Annotated in this window: 19 protein-coding genes; 5 read left to right on the top strand and 14 right to left on the bottom strand. The window is 60.2% G+C overall.

Features of this window, described 5'->3' with window-relative positions; genetic code table 11:
• The first annotated feature begins 269 nt into the window (after positions 1-269).
• From NA637_RS14390 to NA637_RS14375, 4 genes are all read left to right on the top strand, one after another.
• Entirely contained in the window at positions 270-1,610 is a 1,341-nt protein-coding gene (locus NA637_RS14390; RefSeq protein ID WP_423836731.1) for a TRZ/ATZ family hydrolase, read from the top strand.
• Between the two features lie 143 nt (positions 1,611-1,753).
• Positions 1,754-2,452, top strand: coding sequence for a bifunctional 2-polyprenyl-6-hydroxyphenol methylase/3-demethylubiquinol 3-O-methyltransferase UbiG (gene ubiG, locus NA637_RS14385; RefSeq protein ID WP_256073102.1), 699 nt, complete (start codon positions 1,754-1,756; stop codon positions 2,450-2,452).
• The gene (gene mupP, locus NA637_RS14380) at positions 2,452-3,120 is read left to right on the top strand and encodes an N-acetylmuramic acid 6-phosphate phosphatase MupP (RefSeq protein WP_256073101.1); all 669 of its coding nucleotides are present in this window, start codon (positions 2,452-2,454) and stop codon (positions 3,118-3,120) included. Before ubiG ends, mupP begins: the two co-directional genes overlap by 1 nt.
• 72 nt (positions 3,121-3,192) lie before the next feature.
• Complete coding sequence (locus NA637_RS14375; protein ID WP_256073107.1) at positions 3,193-3,933, top strand: YciK family oxidoreductase; 741 nt, start codon at positions 3,193-3,195, stop codon at positions 3,931-3,933.
• Positions 3,934-4,085: 152 nt separating this feature from the next.
• Here NA637_RS14375 and rluB read toward each other — a convergent pair whose 3' ends face one another.
• The 4 genes from rluB to zwf all read right to left on the bottom strand — a co-directional run bounded on the left by rluB (position 4,086) and on the right by zwf (position 8,178).
• Entirely contained in the window at positions 4,086-5,216 is a 1,131-nt protein-coding gene (gene rluB, locus NA637_RS14370) for a 23S rRNA pseudouridine(2605) synthase RluB (RefSeq protein ID WP_256073100.1), read from the bottom strand.
• Between the two features lie 124 nt (positions 5,217-5,340).
• Positions 5,341-5,991: a bifunctional 4-hydroxy-2-oxoglutarate aldolase/2-dehydro-3-deoxy-phosphogluconate aldolase gene (locus NA637_RS14365; RefSeq protein ID WP_256073099.1), complete on the bottom strand. Its 651-nt coding sequence runs from the start codon at positions 5,989-5,991 to the stop codon at positions 5,341-5,343.
• Between the two features lie 17 nt (positions 5,992-6,008).
• Positions 6,009-6,722 (bottom strand): 6-phosphogluconolactonase, encoded by a 714-nt coding sequence (gene pgl / locus NA637_RS14360; protein ID WP_256073098.1) that lies wholly within the window; start codon positions 6,720-6,722, stop codon positions 6,009-6,011.
• Positions 6,709-8,178, bottom strand: coding sequence for a glucose-6-phosphate dehydrogenase (gene zwf, locus NA637_RS14355; protein WP_256073097.1), 1,470 nt, complete (start codon positions 8,176-8,178; stop codon positions 6,709-6,711). Before zwf ends, pgl begins: the two co-directional genes overlap by 14 nt.
• Before the next feature lie 161 nt (positions 8,179-8,339).
• Between zwf and NA637_RS14350 the strand changes: the two genes are divergently transcribed.
• Positions 8,340-9,194: a MurR/RpiR family transcriptional regulator gene (locus tag NA637_RS14350; RefSeq protein ID WP_256073096.1), complete on the top strand. Its 855-nt coding sequence runs from the start codon at positions 8,340-8,342 to the stop codon at positions 9,192-9,194.
• Here the strand turns inward: NA637_RS14350 and NA637_RS14345 are convergent, their stop codons facing one another.
• The 10 genes from NA637_RS14345 to edd all read right to left on the bottom strand — a co-directional run bounded on the left by NA637_RS14345 (position 9,195) and on the right by edd (position 20,495).
• A complete protein-coding gene (locus NA637_RS14345; RefSeq protein ID WP_256073095.1) occupies positions 9,195-9,386 on the bottom strand; it encodes a DUF1289 domain-containing protein in 192 nt (63 codons plus the stop codon).
• Positions 9,387-9,471: 85 nt separating this feature from the next.
• Positions 9,472-10,695, bottom strand: coding sequence for a maltoporin (locus NA637_RS14340; protein ID WP_256073094.1), 1,224 nt, complete (start codon positions 10,693-10,695; stop codon positions 9,472-9,474).
• Positions 10,696-10,926: 231 nt separating this feature from the next.
• A complete protein-coding gene (locus NA637_RS14335; protein ID WP_256073093.1) occupies positions 10,927-12,084 on the bottom strand; it encodes an ABC transporter ATP-binding protein in 1,158 nt (385 codons plus the stop codon).
• A 10-nt stretch (positions 12,085-12,094) separates the two neighbouring features.
• Positions 12,095-12,940: a carbohydrate ABC transporter permease gene (locus NA637_RS14330; RefSeq protein WP_045427973.1), complete on the bottom strand. Its 846-nt coding sequence runs from the start codon at positions 12,938-12,940 to the stop codon at positions 12,095-12,097.
• Entirely contained in the window at positions 12,933-13,841 is a 909-nt protein-coding gene (locus NA637_RS14325; protein ID WP_045427975.1) for a carbohydrate ABC transporter permease, read from the bottom strand. The genes NA637_RS14330 and NA637_RS14325 overlap by 8 nt, the downstream gene beginning before the upstream one ends.
• A gap of 195 nt (positions 13,842-14,036) precedes the next feature.
• Positions 14,037-15,284 (bottom strand): ABC transporter substrate-binding protein, encoded by a 1,248-nt coding sequence (locus tag NA637_RS14320; protein ID WP_256073092.1) that lies wholly within the window; start codon positions 15,282-15,284, stop codon positions 14,037-14,039.
• A 194-nt stretch (positions 15,285-15,478) separates the two neighbouring features.
• Positions 15,479-16,939 carry an ATP-binding protein gene (locus NA637_RS14315; RefSeq protein ID WP_256073091.1) on the bottom strand — a complete coding sequence of 487 codons (1,461 nt, stop codon included), beginning with the start codon at positions 16,937-16,939 and terminating at the stop codon, positions 15,479-15,481.
• Positions 16,923-17,657: a response regulator gene (locus tag NA637_RS14310; RefSeq protein ID WP_256073090.1), complete on the bottom strand. Its 735-nt coding sequence runs from the start codon at positions 17,655-17,657 to the stop codon at positions 16,923-16,925. The genes NA637_RS14315 and NA637_RS14310 overlap by 17 nt, the downstream gene beginning before the upstream one ends.
• Before the next feature lie 40 nt (positions 17,658-17,697).
• Positions 17,698-18,669 (bottom strand): glucokinase, encoded by a 972-nt coding sequence (locus NA637_RS14305; RefSeq protein ID WP_256073089.1) that lies wholly within the window; start codon positions 18,667-18,669, stop codon positions 17,698-17,700.
• A complete protein-coding gene (edd, locus tag NA637_RS14300; RefSeq protein WP_256073088.1) occupies positions 18,666-20,495 on the bottom strand; it encodes a phosphogluconate dehydratase in 1,830 nt (609 codons plus the stop codon). Before edd ends, NA637_RS14305 begins: the two co-directional genes overlap by 4 nt.
• Between the last annotated feature and the right edge of the window lie 84 nt (positions 20,496-20,579).

The following is a 20,579-nucleotide window of genomic DNA, read 5'->3' as shown; positions in this document are numbered from 1 at the left end:
TCCGCCATCCGTGCAAGCCTTTATTTTCGCTAACCTATTGATTTACAAGAGGTTTCGCTAAAAGCCCGCGCCGGATAAGGTGCGCATTATAGGCACTCAGATTCTCCCGTCAACCGGTGTTTTGGGCTTTGTTGAATATTCACCTGCCGGATCTGGCGATCGTGTTCCTGTATAGATGTAGAGGCTTCAAAGTCCGCCCAGGCTTTCTTCAAACCGGGATCGACAGGCTTTACACTCAGCCCCCTCGTCTCCATGTACCCGATTATCCGATGATCCAGATGCCTCACACTTCTGCCGAGCCGCTCGACCTCTTGCTATTTCCGACCTGGCTTGTCCCAGTCGAGCCAGCAGGTGTTGTGCTGAAGAACCATGCATTGGGAGTCCGTGACGGGCGCATCGTGCTGATAGTGCCGCGCGAAGACGCCAGTCACTACCCTGCGAAAGACAAGCGGGACCTTTCCGGAATGCTTCTCGCACCAGGGCTTGTGAATGCACACGGCCACGCGGCAATGACGTTGTTTCGGGGGCTGGCTGATGACCTACCCCTGATGACTTGGCTCCGCGAGCATATCTGGCCCGCAGAAAGCAGATGGGTCGACGAGGCGTTCATTCGAGCGGGGAGCGAGCTGGCGATTGCTGAACAGCTGCAGAGCGGGATCACCTGCTTTTCTGATATGTACTTCTTTCCTGAGGTCGTCAGCCAACTTGTGCATAAGCACGGGATTCGCGCGCAAATAACGATTCCGGTGCTGGACTTCCCTATTCCTGGCGCCCGCAACGCCGACGAGGCGCTTCGCAAAGGTGTGGGACTGTTCGACGACCTCAGCCACCATCCACGCCTTAGTATCGCCTTTGGCCCACACGCCCCCTATTCGGTAGCCGACGATAAGCTGGAAAGCATCCGGACGTTGGTCGCGGAAATGGACATCGGCATACATATGCATGTCCATGAAACTGCACATGAGGTGGAAGAAGCGCTGAACCAGTATGGCGAACGCCCGCTGGCACGCTTGGCCCGCCTACAGCTTTTAGGGCCGCGCTTCCAAGCCGTGCACATGACCCAGGTAAACGACGATGACATCGCTCTGCTGGTCGAGCATAACTGCAGCGTGATCCATTGCCCTGAGTCCAACCTGAAATTGGCCAGCGGTTTTTGTCCTGTGGAGCGTTTGTGGGAGGCCGGCGTGAATGTGGGCATAGGCACTGATGGCGCAGCCAGCAACAACAATCTCGACCTGCTGGGCGAAACCCGCACCGCCGCGCTGCTTGCCAAGGCCGTTTCGGGGTCGGCGACCGCTCTTAGCGCCCATCGCGCGCTGCGTATGGCCACGCTCAACGGGGCACGCGCTCTTGGGCTGGACTATCACACCAGATCGCTCGAAATCGGGAAATTCGCGGATCTGGTGGCTTTCGATTTATCGCGCCTGGCACAGCAGCCCGTTTATGATCCCGTCTCCCAACTTATCTATTCCAGCGGCCGAGATTGCGTGCGTCATGTCTGGGTTGCCGGTAAGCAACTGCTCGACGACCGTCATCTCACCCGCATGGACGAGGAGCAGCTCATCGCCACCGCCCAGGAATGGGGAGAGAAGATCAGCTCAAAACACTGAGACGGGGCTACCCTCAGTTTTAACCACCGCGACAAACTGACTTACACGAAGCGTTTCAGTAGATGCCCCGCATCTGACCGAACCTGGCAACATGGGCCTCTGCTGCTCGAGCTTCCCCCTCAGGCTTACAAATGGAACAGACAATGAGCAACGTCGACCACGCCGAAATCGCCAAATTCGAAGTTCTCGCCCATCGCTGGTGGGACCGCGAAAGCGAGTTCAAACCGTTGCACGAGATCAATCCGCTCAGGGTCAACTGGATTGACGAGCACGTATCGCTAGCCGGCAAGAAGGTCCTGGACGTTGGCTGCGGAGGCGGAATTCTCAGCGAAGCCATGGCTCAGCGCGGCGCCAAGGTGACGGGTATCGACATGGGCGAGGCACCCCTGTCAGTTGCCCGTCTGCATTTGCTGGAGTCGGAGTTGGAGATCGATTACCGGCAGATCACTGCCGAGGCCCTGGCGGAAGAAATGCCGGAACAGTTCGATGTAGTGACCTGCCTTGAGATGCTCGAGCATGTCCCTGACCCCGCCTCTGTGATTCGCGCGTGCTACAAGATGGTAAAGCCTGGCGGACAGGTGTTCTTTTCGACGATCAACCGCAATCCGAAGGCCTATGCGTTCGCCATCGTCGGCGCGGAATACGTGCTGCAACTGTTGCCGCGTGGCACACATGATTACCGCAAGTTCATCCGCCCATCGGAACTGGGCGCCTGGAGCCGCGAAGTCGGGCTTCTGGTGAAGGACATCATCGGTCTGACCTACAACCCCCTGACGAAGCACTACAAGCTCTCACCTGACGTGGATGTGAACTACATGATCCAGACACTGCGGGAGGCCTGATGCGTCTGCGCGCAGTGTTATTCGACATGGACGGCACGCTGCTCGATACCGCGCCGGACTTTATCGCCGTGGCTCAGGCCATGCGCATGGCGCGCGGTCTGGATCGGGTTCCCGATCAGCAGGTGCGTGACGTCGTTTCCGGTGGTGCCCGGGCGATGGTACTCAGCGCCTTTGACGTCGACCCGCTTTCCGATGAATTCGAGATACTTCGGCTGGAGTTTCTGGAGCGTTATCAACGGCACTGTGCCGTTGAGAGCAAGCTCTATGAAGGGATGGCGGAGCTGCTGAGCGAGATCGAGCAGGCAGACCTGATCTGGGGGGTGGTCACCAACAAGCCGGTACGTTTCGCCGAGCCGATCATGCAGCAATTGGGCCTGGCCTCTCGCTCCGCTGTTCTGGTCTGCCCCGATCATGTCAGCAAGAGCAAACCCGACCCCGAGCCTATGCTGTTGGCCTGTAGTCAACTCGACCTCTACCCTGCAACGGTCCTGTTCGTCGGAGACGATCTCCGCGATATCGAGTCCGGCCGTGCAGCAGGTAGCCGCACGGCCGCCGTGCGCTACGGCTACATCCACCCCGATGACGATCCGGATACCTGGGGCGCAGACGTGGTGGTGAATCATCCGCTCGAGCTCCGTCAGTTTCTCGAGCTGCGAACGCTGGGCTGACCCTTGCCCGCCATCACTTTCTTCCGACAACCTTCAGTGGGCAATTGCCCCGCTCTGTTTATGAGGCTTCAGATGTTCGAGTACTCCGCCCGTCCCGACCTGCTCAGGAATCGGATCATCATGGTCACCGGCGCAGGGCGCGGAATTGGCGAAGCCGCCGCGAAAGCCTACGCAGCCCATGGAGCAACCGTCCTTTTGCTGGGTAAGAACGAGGACAACCTCAACCGTGTTTACGACGAGATTGAAGCAGCCGGCTGGCCGCAACCCGCCGTGATACCGCTCAATCTGGAAACGGCCTTGCCGCACCAATACGACGAACTTGCCGCCACCGTTGAACGGGAGTTCGGACGGTTGGACGGCCTGCTCCTCAATGCCAGCATCGTCGGCCCCCGCTCACCGATCGAACAGCTGTCAGGCGAGAATTTCATGCGCGTCATGCACGTGAATGTCAACGCAACCTTCATGCTCGCCAGCACCCTGTTGCCGCTGCTGAAACTGGCTGATGACGCTTCCGTGATTTTCACCTCCAGCAGCGTTGGCAGGAAAGGACGCGCCTATTGGGGCGGATATGCCGTCTCCAAATTCGCCACCGAAGGCCTGATGCAGGTGCTGGCCGATGAGCTCGAGGGTACCGGCTCTGTGCGCAGCAATAGCATCAACCCAGGTGCGACCCGTACCGACATGCGCGCAAAAGCCTATCCAGGGGAGAACCCCGAAGTGAATCCAATGCCTGCGGAAATCATGCCTGCCTACCTGTATCTGATGGGCCCCGATAGCCAAGACGTAAATGGGCGGGCCTTTGACGCCCAATAGCATATCCCGCCGAGGCGCCTGTTTACTGGCGCCGCGATGGCGGCCTGCATGTCAAATTGGCATCTTGGGTGGCGAGGCGTTCGTCCTCAACCAAACAAAAAGGGCGAGACCTTAATGGCTTCGCCCTTCTTTTTTCGCTTTACGCTATGCCGTCAAGGCCGCTTGGAGCGATCACCACGCCCGAAACCAGGACGCTGTCCGTCAGTAGCTGCCGGACCACCGCGCTTCACCGGTGAGGGCTTGCGATCCCGGCCGACAGCACTTGGCCGCTCCGCCACGGGTGTACCGCGACTTGGTTTGCTGCGTTCATCATTGTCGCGCGGCTTGCGTGCAGGTTTATCACCGCGAGCGCGCCGGCCGCGACCTGCATCCCCAGCCACATCAGCTTCGTGGGAAGAGCGCAACACACGAGGCCGACGGTCGCCACGTCCGATTGGCTTGGCCACCTTGCGCTGCATGCGATCAAGCTTGTCCTTGGTCTTGGCTTTCATGCCTGGCAGCGCCACTGGCTTGAGGCCAACCTCTTCGCTGAGGATATCGACTTCGCTCTGGGACATTTCGCGCCAGCGCCCCATCGGTAGGTCGGAGGTCATGAACACCGGACCAAAACGCACACGCTTCAGACGGCTGACCACCAGCCCCTGAGACTCCCAGAGCCGTCGGACTTCTCGGTTACGACCTTCCATCACTACGCAGTGGTACCAGTGGTTGAACCCTTCACCACCCGGCGCTTGCTGGATGTCCGTGAAACGAGCCGGGCCATCTTCGAGCATGACGCCCGTCTTCAGGCGCTCGATCATCTCCTCGTCGACCTCGCCACGCACCCGCACCGCATACTCACGGTCCATTTCGTAAGAAGGATGCATGAGACGGTTGGCCAGCTCGCCATCGGTGGTGAACAGCAGCAAGCCAGTCGTGTTGATGTCGAGACGACCGATGTTGATCCAGCGCCCCTCTTTCGGACGCGGCAGCCGATCGAAAACCGTCGGGCGACCTTCCGGATCGTCACGGGTGCAAATTTCACCATCGGGCTTGTTGTAGATGAGCACGCGACGGACCGTTTCGGCCGCTTCTTCGCGCTTGAGCAAGCGGCCATCGACCGCAATGGCGTCATGCAAGTCGACACGCTGTCCGAGCGTCGCCATGGATCCGTTGACCTTGACTCGGCCAGCGGCGATCCAGTGTTCCACGTCGCGTCGCGAGGCAAGGCCAATACGGGCCAGTACCTTCTGCAATTTTTCGCCGTGGGCAATATGTGGGGTTGTATCTTCGTGTTCGGTCATCTGGGCACCTCCCGGTGTGGCAGTTCCGATAGAAAGGCCGCGCACTATACGCGCAACGGAATGCTGAAGCACGAGAAGGTTAGCAGCCAGACAGGAGGCGCGCCCGGCGCGCCTCGATTTGCGGTCAGCCTTTGTTCAACGAGGCCAGCGCTTCAGCCGTGGCCCGCTGAATCGCCTCCCAATCGCCGCTCTTGAGCGCGGCACCATCAATCATCCAGGTCCCGCCGACACACATGACATTCGGAAGCGCCAAGTACTGCGCCGCGTTGTTTGCATTGAGGCCACCGGTTGGGCAGAAGCGCACATCGGCAAAAGGTCCACCCAGCGCCTTGATGGCGGCGACCCCACCGCACACTTCGGCCGGGAACAGCTTGAAGCGTCGATAGCCGAGCGCGTAGCCGCGCATGATGTCGGATGCATTGCTGATACCGGCCAGCAGTGGCACGGAGCAATTGACGCCGGCTTGCAGCAGTTCGTCGGTGCAGCCCGGCGAGACGATGAACTGGGCCCCGGCCGCCTCGACCTCGTCCATCATGCGCTTGTCCAGCACCGTACCCGCACCGACGCAGAGGTTGGGCCGCTCCTGGCGCAAGCGACGAATGGCGGTAAGCCCATGCGCAGACCGCAGGGTGATCTCAAGGGCCGTCAGCCCACCGGCGGCGAGTGCATCGGCCAGCGGCAGGATTTGCTCTTCGCTGCCGATGGTGATTACCGGCAGGATGCGGGCTTCGGTACAGATCTGCTCGATCAGCGCGTTTTTCTGGTCCATGGTCATGGAAAAGTCCTCGGGCCTCACGGGCACCAGTAGATCTCTAGAGGAGAATGCAGAAACGCCCGAATCGGCATCTGCGAAGGTTCGAGCCGCATGGCCTGGCGCAGCGTTTCCAGCTTGGCGGAGCCCTGAATCGCCAGGCATTGAACGCGAGCGGATGCCAGCAGCGGATAGGTCATGCTGATGCGCTGCTTCGGACTGACAGGCGCCAGCATGGGCAGACAGAAGTCAGTACCGTTTTCATCCAACCCTTTCGCCAGCAGCGGGCTGTTCGGAAACAGCGATGCGGTGTGCCCATCACTGCCCATTCCAAGCACCAGCACATCGATCGGCTGAGCGAAGCCAGCCAGCTTCTCGCTTGCCCGCTCTGCCGCTTGCTCCAGGGTCTGAGCTGCTTGATACAGGCCCACAAGCTGCGCATCGGCCGCGGCGTTTTGCAGGAGGTGTCGGCGAAGCAAGCCCTCATTGCTTTCCGGATCTGACGGATCGACCCAGCGCTCGTCGGCCAGGCTGACCTGCACCTTCGCCCACGGCAGTTCGCGCACTGACAGCGCTTCGAGGAACGCTATAGGGCTCCGTCCGCCCGACACCACCAGGCTCGCACGACCATGATTGGCAACTGCGTATTGCAGCGCACCGGCAACCCGATCAGCCAACGCCTGCGCCAGCTGTTCCGGCCCCGGCAGGCTGTGCGCAACCACGTCCGACGGCAGTTCAAGTTCAGAGATCGCCATACCAGCACCTCCCGTCGCGCGTAATCAATGCAATGGAGGCGACAGGGCCCCAGGAGCCCGCCGGATAGGGCTTGGGCGCGTCACCGATACGCGACCACCCATCGATAAGCTGATCGCACCATTGCCAGGCGTATTCGATTTCGTCCTTACGGACAAATAGATTCTGGTTGCCCTGCATCACCTCGAGCAACAACCGCTCGTAGGCGTCCGGAATGCGCGAGCTTTTGTAGGTCTCGGAGAAGTTCAGCTGCAGTGGGCCGCTGCGCAGATGCATGCCCTTGTCCAGGCCCTGCTCTTTGGTCATGACCTGCAACGAGATCCCTTCGTCCGGCTGCAAGCGGATAATCAGCCGATTGCTGATCAATGACCGCTGCTCGGGCGCAAAGATATAGAAAGGCGGCTCTTTGAAGTGGATGACGATCTGCGAGACCTTTTCCGCCATCCGCTTGCCCGTCCGCAGGTAAAACGGCACGCCGGACCAGCGCCAATTGCAGATGTCGGCCCGCAGTGCAACGAAGGTTTCGGTGCTGCTTTCAGCGTTGGAATTTTCTTCTTCCAGATAACCTGGAACCTGCTTTCCGCCGACCGTCCCCGCCACGTACTGGCCACGCACAACCTGGCGCGATGAACGCTCTGGCGTGATCGGCGCCAGCGCCTTGAGTACCTTGACCTTTTCGTCACGAATGCTATCGGCAGTCAGGTCGCTTGGCGGATCCATCGCGATCAGACACAGCAGCTGCAGCAGATGGTTCTGGATCATGTCGCGCAGCTGACCCGCCTGATCGAAATACCCCCAACGCCCTTCGATCCCGACCGTCTCGGCGACCGTTATCTCGACGTGGGAAATGTGGTGCTGGTTCCACTGGGTCTCGAACAGACTGTTGGCGAAGCGCAGTGCAATCAGATTCTGCACGGTCTCCTTGCCAAGGTAATGATCAATCCGGTAAATGCGCGTCTCGGGGAAGAACCGCGCAACCGAGTCGTTGACCAATCGCGACGACTCAAGATTGTGTCCAATCGGTTTTTCCAGCACCACACGGGTTTGTTCGGCCAGTCCGGCACCGGCGAGATGTTCGCAAATAGAGCCGTACACAGCAGCAGGCGTGGCGAAGTAGGCAATCAGTGGCATCGCCGGAGACACTTGGTCAGCCAGCGCTGCGTAGTCCTCCGCGTTGCGGAAGTCCATGACCAGATAGCCCAGACGCGCCTGAAAGCGGCCAAGGGCGGCCTCATCCAGTTGCGCTGCCGGGACGTAGCGCCGCAGCGCTTGATCGATGCGCTCGAGATGGGTTGCCGGCTCTCCCTTGTCGCGCGAAAGCGCCAATATGCGCGTATCGCTATTGAGCAGCCCCGCTCGGTCGAGCTGATAGAGTGCCGGGAACAACTTGCGCAGCGCCAGATCACCGAGGGCGCCGAACAAGGCAAAGGTAGTCGCGTCAACAGTAATAGCAGGCATGATCTTTATACTAACCAAATTAGACTGCGCGATAGGTTTATCACCGCATTTTAAGCAGAAAATGTTGTTATTAAAACAACATTACTCGATTTTTTCGTGCTCCAGTTTCGCTACTATCCGTAGTTTCGGCACGAGCCCCTGAAGGAAGAGACACGGATCGCATGAAAAATCTCTTGGAACAGATAAAAAATCGGCTCGACGAGCTAAACAAGGCAGAGCGCAAAGTCGCTGAGGTGATCCTTCGTGACCCGCAGGAGGCGACGCGCTACAGCATCGCGGCATTGGCTCAGGCAGCAAAGGTCAGCGAGCCGACGGTGAATCGTTTCTGTCGCTCATTCGGTGCGGCCGGTTATCCCGTTCTGAAAATCCAGCTGGCACAGAGTCTCGCCAGTGGCGCTGCCTTTGTCAGCCGGGCCGTAGAGGCCGATGACGGTCCAGAGGCCTATACGAGAAAGATTTTCGGCAGCGCCATCGCGTCGCTCGACAGCGCCTGCCAGGCGATCGACCCTCAGGCGATCGGCCATGCCGTCGACCTGATGATTCAGGCACGCCAGATTCATTTCTTCGGGCTTGGCGCTTCTGCGTCCGTCGCGCTGGATGCCCAACACAAGTTCTTTCGTTTCAATCTGCCAGTCACCGCTCATAGCGATGTGCTCATGCAGCGGATGCTCGCATCGGTAGCGTATACCGGCGATCTGTTCGTGATCATTTCCTATACGGGCCGTACCCGCGAGTTGGTGGAGGTGGCGACTGTGGCGCGCGACAACGGGGCTTGGGTGTTGGGGCTGACCGCCGCGGACTCACCACTGGCGAAGGTCTGCACGCTGAGCCTAGACATACCCTTGCCCGAAGACACCGATATCTATATGCCGATGACCTCACGGATCATCCAGCTGACAGTGCTCGATGCGCTGGCCGCTGGCGTGACGCTGCGCCGTGGCGTCGACTTCCAGCCGCATCTGCGAAAGATCAAGGAAAGCCTGATGGCGACTCGCTATCCGACAGAAGAGAGCTGATCACTTCTTTTTCTTCCTGGCCTTGCCCAACGCCTTGAGCCGCAAGCCGGCCAATTCGTTGACCGCCTTGCGCTCCCTGGTCTTCATGCCCTTCCAAGCCTTCATCTCGTCGCGGCTGCGTCCGCAGCCGATACAGATGTCGTCCTTGAGTTTGCAGATGCTGATGCACGGATTCTTTGCCTTGTCGCCCAAACCCACCTCCGCTTCAGCTGAGTGCCTCGGATAAGTAGAGGCCCTCGCCGTCTGGAGGTTCTGGCGGAATAGACCATCGGCTCGATCAGTCCCACCAATATTCGACCTGCACACCAAAATTCGAGCCATGCTGGTCGCCACCGAAAGCACCGGTGTCGGACAGCGCGCTGCCGGCCGTCATCAAGTTGGCAGCGTTTTGTGCGGCGTCGTTCCACTGGGCGTAGGTGTAATACAGGCGCACTTCAGGACGAGCCCAGAACTCGGGGCCCGCTGGCGACCAGGTCGGCGCCACGGTGAACTTGGTTAATTTGCGGGTGCCTTCCGGGGCATCGATCTGGTCATGTCCGACCTCGGCGACCAGCTTGAACTGCTCGGTCAGGGCGTATACCGGGCGGACCCCTACCGAGATCCAGTCCTGGTCACCGCCATCCTCACGCTTGTCCTTCTGATACACCGCCTGGAACTGACCACCGAAACGCGGGGTCACCTGCCAATCGAAGAATTCGACCACTCGCCAGCTCGTGTCGCTGCTGCCCAGCGTCACGTCGCCGGTATAGCCAAGGCCGGTACCTGGGCCTTCACCATACTGGACAGCGAAAGTATTGCTGCCGCCGAGGACGCCGATCTGTTTGTGCTGCGCGGTAACGGCCCAGCCACTGTTGGCGTCATCACGATCCGGCTCGTCGATATAGCTGACCCCGAACTCCAGTTCACCGCCGGGATTGCTGTCAAAGCCTCCGACGTTGAAATCGTGCCGATTGATGTAGTTTTCCTGGAAGACGTTGTCCTTGCGTGAAAACGCGTAGCTGTATTTCAGCCCGCCGATTTCCATATCCTCAATGCCGGCCCCTGTGGCGCTCTGGTTCCAGTAGTAGAAGTCAGAGATGTGGATATCGTTCCGCTTGTAAAAACGTCGCCCCGCCCACAACGAACCACCGTTGAGTGCCGGCACCTTGCTCCACTCGGCATAAGCCTGGACCATCCGTGCCCAACCGTAATCACCGGTGAACTTGGGCGTGTGATCGTATTCATTGTAGAGCGCCGCCATGCCCTCCACGCTGACTACCGAGCCGTCGCCCAGGGTGAACAGATCCTGGCGCAAACCCAGCTCCGCGTACTGCTCACATTCGTTGCCGAGACGGAACTTGGAAGGTGCGCCCGGCAACTGAAAACAGGCTTGCGAAGCGCTACCGCTCGATTCGCCTACGCCGCTGCGCATGTAGCCGTTAAAGTCCAATGCCTGGACCGTGAATGGCATGGCCAGACTCGCCAGCGATACTACGAGACCCAGGCGTGTGGTTTTTTTCATATCCGCTCCAATTAGCTCTTATTGTTGTTACTGCCGTTGGATCGAGCCGGTGAAGGCTCACCTTTACGCCCCGCATGCAGCGCTATGCGTGCTGCGGTTCGACTTGTAGCGGTACAGCGGCGTTCCCCTGACCGCTGAAACCAGCTCATCAATGACATTCAACCGAAATCGACGCCGGTACGCGGATGTCCTGCCACCGGGCTTTTTTCACTCCGAATCAAGACAAACCCTTCACCGGGCAACCAATCGCGTGACCGTGCCGTTACGCCCCGCCGAACCATTACCCGGCGCCACCCCCAGCCGCTCTCCGGTCTGCGCATCGAACAGCAGCACCTTGTCCGGCTCGAATTGCAGCGTCAGGCTCTCACCGGGATTCGGCGCGGCGTCCGGCGCCAGCCGGCAACACACTTTGGTCTGGTTGAGGCTGACGAAGATCATGGTGTCAGGCCCTGTCGGCTCGATGACCTGAACTTCGGCACGTAGCGAAGGCAGATCGGCTACGGTCCCCGCACTGATCTGCTCCGGGCGGATGCCCAGGATGACCTCTCGCCCTTCCAGTGATTGCCCATCCGCCAGCTTCAACGGCAGCTCACAGCGATCCTGACCGCTTTCCAGCAGCGCGCGCCAGCCATCGGCCTGAGAGGTCAGCCGCAGCGGGATGAAGTTCATCGGCGGCGATCCGATAAAGCTCGCCACGAACAGGTTGGCGGGATTGTTGTAGATATCCTTCGGCGTACCGAACTGCTGGACGATGCCATCCTTCATCACCGCGACCTTGTCCCCCAGGGTCATTGCCTCGATCTGGTCGTGGGTGACGTACACCGTGGTGGTTTTCAGCCGCTGATGCATCAGCTTGATCTCGGTGCGCATCTCTACCCGCAGCTTGGCATCGAGGTTCGACAGCGGCTCGTCGAACAGGTAGATCTTCGGCCGCCGTGCCAGTGCCCGGCCCATGGCGACGCGCTGCTGCTGGCCGCCGGATAGCTGAGAAGGTTTCCGACCCAGCAGATGTTCGATCTGCAGCAACTTGGCGACACGCGACACTTCTTCCTCGATTTTCGCCGCTGGCACCTTGCGCATCTTCAAACCGAAGGCGATGTTTTCCTGCACGGTCATGGTCGGGTACAGCGCGTACGATTGAAACACCATGGCGATGTCGCGGTCCTTCGGGCTGGCACCACTGATGTCGGCTCCGTCCAGACGGATCTCCCCACCCGTGATCTCTTCCAGCCCGGCGATGCAGTTCATCAGCGTGGATTTCCCACACCCGGACGGCCCGACCAGGATCAGGAATTCCCCGTCGTCAACTTTCAAATCGATGTCTTTCAGCGTGTCGTGGTTGCTTCCGGGATAGCTCTTGCGGACGTTGCAAAGTTCGAGTGCAGCCATGATCGTTCTCCTACCCCTTGACCGCGCCGGCCGTGAGGCCTCGCAGGAAATACTTGCCGGCGAGGATGTACACCAGCAGTGTTGGCAGCCCGGCGATCATCGCCGCGGCCATATCGACGTTGTATTCCTTGACGCCTGTACTGGTGTTCACCAGGTTATTCAGCGCCACGGTGATCGGCTGCGTATCGCCACTGGCGAACACCACGCCGAAGAGGAAGTCGTTCCAGATCTGGGTGAACTGCCAGATCAGGCAGACCATGATCGTGGGGATCGACATCGGCAGCAGGATCCGCGCGAAGATGGTAAAGAACCCCGCACCGTCCAGACGTGCTGCACGAATCAACGCGTCTGGCACACTCACGTAGAAGTTGCGGAAGAACAGCGTGGTGAACGCCAGGCCATAGACCAGGTGCACCAGTACCAACCCCGGCGTGGTATTGGCCAATCCAAGCTGACCCAGGGTGAACGACGCAGGCAGCAAGATCACCTGGAACGGCAGGAAGCAGCCGAACAGCAGCAGCCCGAAGAACAGCTGCGAGCCGCGAAAGCGCCACATGGCAAGCACGTAGCCGTTCAGCGCACCCAGCAGCGTCGAAATGATGACGGCTGGAACGGTGATCTTGACCGAGTTCCAGAAGTAGCCGCCCACCGCATCCCACGCCTTGACCCAACCGATGATGGTCGTGACCTCCGGCCATGAAAGCAGGTTGCCGGTACGGATGTCGGCAGGTGTCTTCAAGCTGGTCAGCAGCATGACCACCAGCGGTATGAGATACATCGCAACAGCCAGGAGCAGCGTCGCGTAGATCGCCACTCGGCTGAACGTCAGGCGCTTGCGCCCTACATGGCTAGTCATGGCGCTTGTTCCTCAGTTCCGAATACAGGTAAGGCACGACGATTGCCATCACGGCGCCCAGCATCAGGATGGCGCTGGCAGCGCCGAGCCCCATCTGCCCGCGGGTGAAGGTGTGCGTGTACATGAACATCGCCGGCAGGTCGGATGCATAGCCCGGGCCGCCTGCGGTCATCGCCGCCACCAGGTCGAAGGCCTTGATGGCGATATGCGCGAGAATCATCAATGCACTGAAAAACACCGGCCTCAGGCTCGGCAGAATGATGCGCAGGTAGATGCTCGGCAGGCTGGCACCGTCGATCTGCGCAGCACGCACGATGGACTGATCGACCCCCCGCAAGCCGGCAAGGAACAGCGCCATGACGAAACCCGAGGCCTGCCATACGGCGGCTATCACCAGGCAGTAGACCACGCGGTCCGGGTCCACCAGCCAGTCGAAACGAAAGCCTTCCCACCCCCAGTCGCGCAGCATCTTGTCGATGCCCAAGCCGGGGTTCAGCAGCCACTTCCAGGCCGTGCCGGTAACAATCATCGACAGCGCCATTGGGTAGAGATAGACGGTGCGAATGAAGCCCTCGCGGCGAATGCGCTGGTCCAGCAGGACCGCCAACAACACACCAATGGCGAGGCTGATCGTGATGAAAAGCCCGCCAAAGACCAGCAGGTTCTTGCTTGCCACCCACCAGCGATCGTTGTTCCAGAGCCGCTCGTACTGCAGCAGCCCAACCCACTTGTAGCTGGGCATGAAGCTTGAATTGGTGAACGAAAGCAGAAAGGTCCACAAGATGTAGCCATAGAAGCCGACCAGAACGATCAGCATGCTGGGTGCCAGCACCAGCTTGGGTAGCCAATTCTGCAGCGCATCCAGCGGGGATGCCTTGGTGAAAACGGCTGTTGAGCTCATGGTTGGCTCCGATTGTTTGCAGGTTTCATCACAGTCCCGTTACAGAAAACGCCGATGTCAGCAGCCCAGCAAACGGACCGTCACAACAAAGCTTTCGAGCAAGCCGGTCCCGTCGCGGCCAGCTCGTGGCAGACCGCAGGGGAAGCATCAGGTTGTGGTTCGCAAGACGGGGCGCGAGCACCCGCGGCCAATGCGCTACTGGACCGCCTGAATCGCAGCCGCCAGTTGCTGGGCGGCCTTCTTCGGATCGGCCGACGAGTCGTTGAAGAAGTTCGTCACGACATCGAACACAGCGCCCTGTACATAGCTCGATGCGGCCATGCCGTGAGCCAGACTGGGCACCAGCCCCGGGCCCTGTGCCGCCTCCTTGAAATCCTTCATGGACTGCTGCGCACAGGCATCGAACTCGCTCATGTCCTGATCGAGCCGCACCGGGATAGAGCCCTTGTTCTGATTGAAGAACTGCTGGAATTCCGGCTCCATGACGATCCGGGCCAGATCCTGCTGAGCCTTGCGATTGTCATCGTTACTCAGCTTGAACATCGCCAGTGAGTCGATGTTGTAGGCAAAGCTGCCCTGGGTGCCGGGGAACGGCACGCATGTGTAATCTTCACCCGCGATCTTCTTTGCCGCGCTCCACTCGCTCTTCGCCCAGTCGCCCATGATCTGCATGCCGGCCTTGCCGTTCATGACCATGGCCGTCGCGCTGTTCCAGTCGCGGCCTGCTGCGTTGTTGTCAACGTAGCTGCGCAGCTTCTTCAGCGCCTCAAAGGTCTCGACCATCTTGTCGCCAGTGAGCACGTCACGATCGAGCTCGACAAACGCCTTGCGGAAGTCTTCAGGCCCAAGGATCGCCAGTGCCAGATCTTCGAAAACGGTTCCGTCCTGCCACGGTTGGCCGCCATGGGCGAGCGGCATGAAGCCCGCCGTTTTCAACTTCTCGGCGGTTGCGAAGAATTCATCAAGGGTTTTCGGGGGCGTGGCGCCGGCCTTCTCGAACACGTCCGGATTGATCCACAGCCAGTTGACGCGGTGTACGTTCACCGGCACGGCGACGTAATCGCCGTCGTATTTCATGGCGGCGGACACCTGCTTGGGCAGCAGCTCGTCCCAGTTGGCTTTTTCAGCGACGTCGTTGAGGTCGGTCAGCAACCCCAGTTCACCCCATTCCTGGATGTCAGGGCCTTTGATCTGAGCGGCGGCGGGGGCGTTGCCGGATACGGCACGGGTCTTGAGAACGGTCATGGCCGCTTCGCCACCCCCACCGGCGACAGCGAAATCCTTCCAGGTGTGACCCTCTTCCTCCACGAGTCGCTGCAAGGTATCGGCGGCGCGCTTTTCGCCACCGGATGTCCACCAATGCAGAACTTCAACTTCGCCGGCCTGTGCAAACGGAACGAGGGAAACAAGGGAAACAGCAGTAACTAAACGAATCGCGCTCATGAGCGTTCCTTTTCTTGTTGTTATCGATGCAAGTCTTTGCTTGCGCTGCATCGATTCTAGGCGCGCCAACCGTCGCGCCGGGTAACGAAGGGACAGTGATTGGTCACCGTTTCGTTACAAAGCTCGGGTTTTTGTAACAAGTGGAGAGAGTCGTCTTGTGCGGAGGGGAGAGAGTCGTCTTGTGCGGAGGGGTTTCACTCGGTCGTGCGCGGCAAACTCAAGGTTACGCGCAAACCACCGGCAGGCAGATTGCGCAGGCTGACCTCACCACCATGGGCATGCGCGATGTTGCGCGCGATACCGAGGCCAAGCCCATAGCCGGGTTGCTTGGCAGCGAGACGGAAGTTGGGCTCGAACACCTGCTTCAGCCAGCCCTCGGGTACGCCAGGGCCTTCATCATCGACATGCAGCACGAAGGTGCCGCTGTCGTCTTCGATCAGCAGATGGGCGCGCTCGCCATATTTCAATGCATTGTCCAGAAGGTTGCCTATGCAGCGTTTCAGTGCCAGCGGCTTGCCGGCATAGGGTGCGCGAGCGCAGCCCTGAACCGTGACGCGGCCATTGCCCCCAGGCGCCAGATACGGCTCGGTGACGCAATCGAGCAGGAGATTGAGATCCAGCGGTTCGATGTTTTCGTGGATATCGGTGTCCTTCACGCATTGCAGTGCGCCTTTGACCAATAGCTCCAGCTCATCCAGGTCGCGGCTGAATTTGCCCTGCAAGGCCTCATCTTCCAGCAGCTCCACACGCAACCGCAGCCGTGTGATCGGCGTGCGCAGATCATGCGAGATCGCGCTGAACAGCTGGCTACGCTCGGTCAGGTAGCGCCCGATGCGCTCTCGCATGCTGTTGAAGGCGCGGCTGACCTCCACCACCTCGCTACCACCCGCCTCGGGCAGCAATTCGACCTCGCTGCCCAGCGACATCTCCCGTGCCGCTTGCGCCAGCTGCTTGAGCGGGCGGCTCTGCCAGTGCACCAGCATGCCGATGAACAGCAGGAGGAAACTGCTGGTAAGAAAGATGAACCAGAGTTGCTGCCTGGGGATTCCCTCGTCTTCGAGGCTGACATAGGGCGCCGGCATCAGCGAGGCGAGATACAACCATTCGCCCGGCGCGATCTGGATCTGGGTGACCAGCACCGGCGGGTTCAGCGGTTCCAGGCTCAATGCGTAATGCGCCCAGGACCGCGGCAGCTCATCGAGCTTCAGGCCGCCGTTGAAGATGCGCAGATCGTCTGGACTGACGAAACTCACCGACATGTCGACGTCCTTGCCGAGGCGTTCGCGCAGCACCTCGTCAACCTCGGCCAGCACCGCCTGCTTGCGCTTGGTCGGCGGCAGAATCTGCATCGCCAGGGGCTTGTCGTTCAGCGACACGAAAAAGCGTGTGCCACCCATGCTACGCAACTGATCAAGCACCAACGGGCGATAGCCCAATGGCAGGGAGCGAAAGTAGCTGACACTGGCTGATATCGAATGCGCCAGGCTGCGGGCGCTGGTGAGCAACCCTTCCATCTGGCTTGCGCGAAGCTGTGAGGCCCAGATGAAACTGGACAGCGCCTGCGCCATCAGCACCACCAGCAGCGTCAGGAACAGCATGCGGCCGAGCAGTGAACGCGGAACAGGCAGCCAGCGGCGCTTAACCGAGCGCGTCATGGTGCGGTGCGACCTGCGCGGCGAGCATATAACCGCTGCCCCGTACGGTTCGAATCAATCGCGGGCGCTTCCCGGTATCGCGTAACCGCTGGCGCAGGCGACTGACCGCCATGTCGACGATCCGCTCGAGCGGCATGACCTCGCGGCCACGGGTGGCGTTGGCAATGGTGTCGCGGTCGAGGATCTGCTGGGGATGGTCGAGGAACAGCTTGAGCAACGCAAAGTCGGCGCCTGAAAGCAGTACCTCTTCACCGTCCTGATGGAACAGTCGGTGACTGACCAGGTCCAGCCGCCACTCGTCGAATGCCCGCACATCGTTGCCGCGCTCCTGGCCGAAGTCGACCCGACGCAACAGCGCCTTGATCCGCGCCAACAGCTCGCGCGGACTGAAAGGCTTTCCGAGGTAATCGTCAGCGCCCAACTCCAGGCCGATCACTCGATCAGCCTCATCGGAGCTGGCCGTCAGCATGATGATAGGCATTTGTGCCAGCCGCTGGTGGCCCCTCACCCAGCGGCAGAGGCTGAAGCCGTCCTCGTCAGGCAGCATCACATCGAGAATCACCAGGTCCGCCGGGGCGTGGCTCATGGCCTCACGGAACTGCGCGCCGTCAGCGACGGTGCGCACCCGGAAGCCTGATCGACTGAGGTAGGCGTCTAGCAGCTCGCGGATTTCCTGGTCATCGTCGACCAGCAGAATCGATCTTCCAACCTGGCTCACTGGCGTCCATTCTCTGGTTAGGTAGGTGTATCGAAGCGGGTCAGCCTCCGCTGGATGGGCCCTCCAGCAATTGCTGCAACGCTACGCCCGCGCCTTCCAGTCCAGGATAGTCAGCGGTTACCACCCAGACCGGAATCTCGTCAAAATAACGGCTCATGCAGCCTTTGTCGCGAAAACTCTGGCTGAACCCGCTACGGATGAAGAACTCTACGAAGCGCGGCACGATTCCCCCGGTAATGTAGACACCGCCTCGCGAACCGGTAGTCAGTACATTGTCGCCCGCGATCCGACCCAACCAGACGCAGAATTGTTCCAGTACCGATGCCGCATAGGCGTCGCCGGTCAAGGCCGCCGCGGTGACTTCGGCGGGTGTGGTCAGGCCTGGCTGTTTTCCATCCAGCACGCAGCTGGTTCGATAGAGTTCCAACAAGCCGCCGCCACTCAGGATCGCCTCGGCATTCACGTGTCCGAACTTGTCGTGCAAACGCGCCCAAAGCGCAGCCTCACGCGAGGTGCCGATCGGCAGACAAACATGACCACCCTCCCCCGGCAGCGCCCGCCAGCCGCCGCCTGGCAAAGGCAGAAGCGTAGCGACGCCAAGGCCGGTGCCTGGGCCTATCACAAGGCGTGCTGCACCTGGCTCGGATCGACCCGGGCAGACCTCGATTAGCTCGCCTTCGCGCAAGCGGGTCATACCCAATGCCATCGCGGCGAAATCGTTGACCAGCAGCAGATCGCTCAGACCCAGGTCTTCACAGAAGGCTTTACGGCTCAAGCGCCAATGGTTGTTGGTGAACGCGAACTCATCGCCGGTGACGGGCCCGGCACAGGCGAGACAGACCGCCTGCAGCGCGTCAACGCTCTGCCCAGCGCCTTGCAGATAGGCACGGATCGCATCTTCCGGACGTGGATAGTCGACGGTGGGCAGCACACGCACCGACTCGATCTTCTGGTTTCGCCACAGTGCGAAGCGCGCATTGGTGCCGCCGATATCGCCTACCAGTGCCGTCACTTGAGCGCCTCCAGCCCCTCGGTGAATACGCTTGCGCCCTTTTCCGCCGGACTGAAGGCCGCACGCAGGAAGCCGAACAGCTCGCGCCCACAGCCGATGCCCAGATCGCTCGGGGCTGATACAGCGTCGCGACTGTCGAATTCGGCTTGATCAACCAGGATTCGGAGCTCACCGGTTTCGCCGTCGACTCGAATGATGTCTCCGTCGCGCACACGGCACAGCGGGCCGCCATCCAACGCTTCCGGGCTGACGTGAATAGCGGCAGGGACCTTTCCTGACGCGCCCGACATACGACCGTCGGTCACCAGTGCGACCTTGTAGCCACGATCCTGCAGCACGCCTAGAAATGGCGTCAGCTTGTGCAATTCAGGCATGCCGTTGGCCCTGGGGCCCTGGAACCGCACAACCGCAACGAAGTCCTTCTCCAGCTCGCCATCCTTGAACGCCTGGGCCAGCTCGGTCTGGTCACCGAAAACCCGCGCAGGCGCCTCCACGACGCGATGCTCAGGCGCAACGGCGGAAATTTTCGTTACACCGCGACCCAGATTGCCTTCCAGTACCCGTAAACCACCTTCAGGCGAGAACGCACGCTCGACCGGACGCAGGATGGCTTCGTCCAGACTGTTGGTCGGCCCTTCACGCCAGACCAACTTGCCGTCTTCGAGGAAGGGTTCCCGAGTGTATTGGTCAAGGCCTTTGCCCAAGACCGTATAGACGTCTTCGTGCAGCAAACCGGCATCCAGCAGCGTCCGCACCATGAACGGAACGCCACCGCAGGCATGAAAATGGTTAACGTCTGCCTGGCCGTTCGGGTAGACCTTGGCGAGTGTCGGCGTCACGGCGGAAATATCCGCCATGTCCTGCCAGCTCAGCTGAATCCCCGCGGCCTGGGCAAACGCCGGAATGTGCAGGGTGTGGTTGGTCGAGCCGCCAGTAGCGTTTAGGGCCACCACCGAATTGATGATCGATTTCTCATCAACGATCTTGCACAGCGGCACGTATTTGCCCGACTGCGGTGTCAAGCGGGTCACCTGCCGCGCTGCTTCACGGGTGAGTTCATCGCGCAGCGGGGTATAGGGATTGACGAAGGACGAACCCGGCAAATGAAGGCCCATGATCTCCATCACCACCTGGTTGGTGTTGGCTGTGCCGTAGAAGGTACAGGTGCCAGGGCTGTGGTAGGACAGCATTTCCGATTCCAGCAGCTCCTCGCGGCTGGCCTTGCCCTCCGCGTAGCGTTGGCGCACCTCCGCTTTCTGCTTGTTGGGAATGCCCGAGGTCATCGGGCCGCCAGGCACGAACACAGACGGCAGATGACCGAAGCGCAGCGCGCCAATCATCAGGCCGGGGATGATCTTGTCGCAAATACCGAGATAGAGCGCCCCGTCAAACATGTTGTGCGATAGCGCGACCGCCGTCGCCATGGCGATCACTTCGCGACTGGCTAGACTCAACTCCATCCCCGCCTCGCCCTGGGTCACGCCATCGCACATCGCTGGCACGCCTCCGGCGAACTGTCCGATCGAACCCACTTCCCGCAGGGCTTCTTTGATCAGATCGGGAAAATACTGATATGGCTGATGCGCCGAGAGCATGTCGTTGTAGGCCGAGACGATGGCAATGTTGGCCTCGTTCATCAATCGCAAACGCTGCTTGTCGTCCGCCGAGCCACACCCGGCAACGCCATGAGCGAAGTTGGCGCATTGCAGTTTGCCACGTTGCGGGCCGTCACTCGCCGCACCGGCCATTTGCGCCAGGTAACGCTGTCGGGTCGGCCGGCTGCGGTCGATCAATCGCTCGGTCACTTCTTGAATCCGCGGGTGCATGTCATCACTCCTGCTCATGAATCTGTAGTTTTACCAACAAAACAACATGTATTTGGGCTTGATTTCTATTTTGACAGGAATAAT

Source organism: Stutzerimonas stutzeri, from assembly GCF_024448935.1.
GTDB classification, from domain to species: domain Bacteria; phylum Pseudomonadota; class Gammaproteobacteria; order Pseudomonadales; family Pseudomonadaceae; genus Stutzerimonas; species Stutzerimonas stutzeri_AO.
This window is presented reverse-complemented; position numbering and strand designations above follow the sequence as displayed.

Coding starts and splice junctions, on each gene's coding strand:
- NA637_RS14330 (WP_045427973.1), bottom strand. CDS start 12,940: ATGACTAGCCATGTAGGGCGCAAGCGCCTGACGTTCAGCCGAGTGGCG.
- zwf (WP_256073097.1), bottom strand. CDS start 8,178: ATGCCTGCTATTACTGTTGACGCGACTACCTTTGCCTTGTTCGGCGCC.
- ubiG (WP_256073102.1), top strand. CDS start 1,754: ATGAGCAACGTCGACCACGCCGAAATCGCCAAATTCGAAGTTCTCGCC.
- mupP (WP_256073101.1), top strand. CDS start 2,452: ATGCGTCTGCGCGCAGTGTTATTCGACATGGACGGCACGCTGCTCGAT.
- NA637_RS14320 (WP_256073092.1), bottom strand. CDS start 15,284: ATGAGCGCGATTCGTTTAGTTACTGCTGTTTCCCTTGTTTCCCTCGTT.
- NA637_RS14390 (WP_423836731.1), top strand. CDS start 270: ATGATCCAGATGCCTCACACTTCTGCCGAGCCGCTCGACCTCTTGCTA.
- NA637_RS14375 (WP_256073107.1), top strand. CDS start 3,193: ATGTTCGAGTACTCCGCCCGTCCCGACCTGCTCAGGAATCGGATCATC.
- NA637_RS14325 (WP_045427975.1), bottom strand. CDS start 13,841: ATGAGCTCAACAGCCGTTTTCACCAAGGCATCCCCGCTGGATGCGCTG.
- NA637_RS14315 (WP_256073091.1), bottom strand. CDS start 16,939: ATGACGCGCTCGGTTAAGCGCCGCTGGCTGCCTGTTCCGCGTTCACTG.
- NA637_RS14335 (WP_256073093.1), bottom strand. CDS start 12,084: ATGGCTGCACTCGAACTTTGCAACGTCCGCAAGAGCTATCCCGGAAGC.
- edd (WP_256073088.1), bottom strand. CDS start 20,495: ATGCACCCGCGGATTCAAGAAGTGACCGAGCGATTGATCGACCGCAGC.
- NA637_RS14365 (WP_256073099.1), bottom strand. CDS start 5,991: ATGACCATGGACCAGAAAAACGCGCTGATCGAGCAGATCTGTACCGAA.
- NA637_RS14350 (WP_256073096.1), top strand. CDS start 8,340: ATGAAAAATCTCTTGGAACAGATAAAAAATCGGCTCGACGAGCTAAAC.
- NA637_RS14340 (WP_256073094.1), bottom strand. CDS start 10,695: ATGAAAAAAACCACACGCCTGGGTCTCGTAGTATCGCTGGCGAGTCTG.
- rluB (WP_256073100.1), bottom strand. CDS start 5,216: ATGACCGAACACGAAGATACAACCCCACATATTGCCCACGGCGAAAAA.
- pgl (WP_256073098.1), bottom strand. CDS start 6,722: ATGGCGATCTCTGAACTTGAACTGCCGTCGGACGTGGTTGCGCACAGC.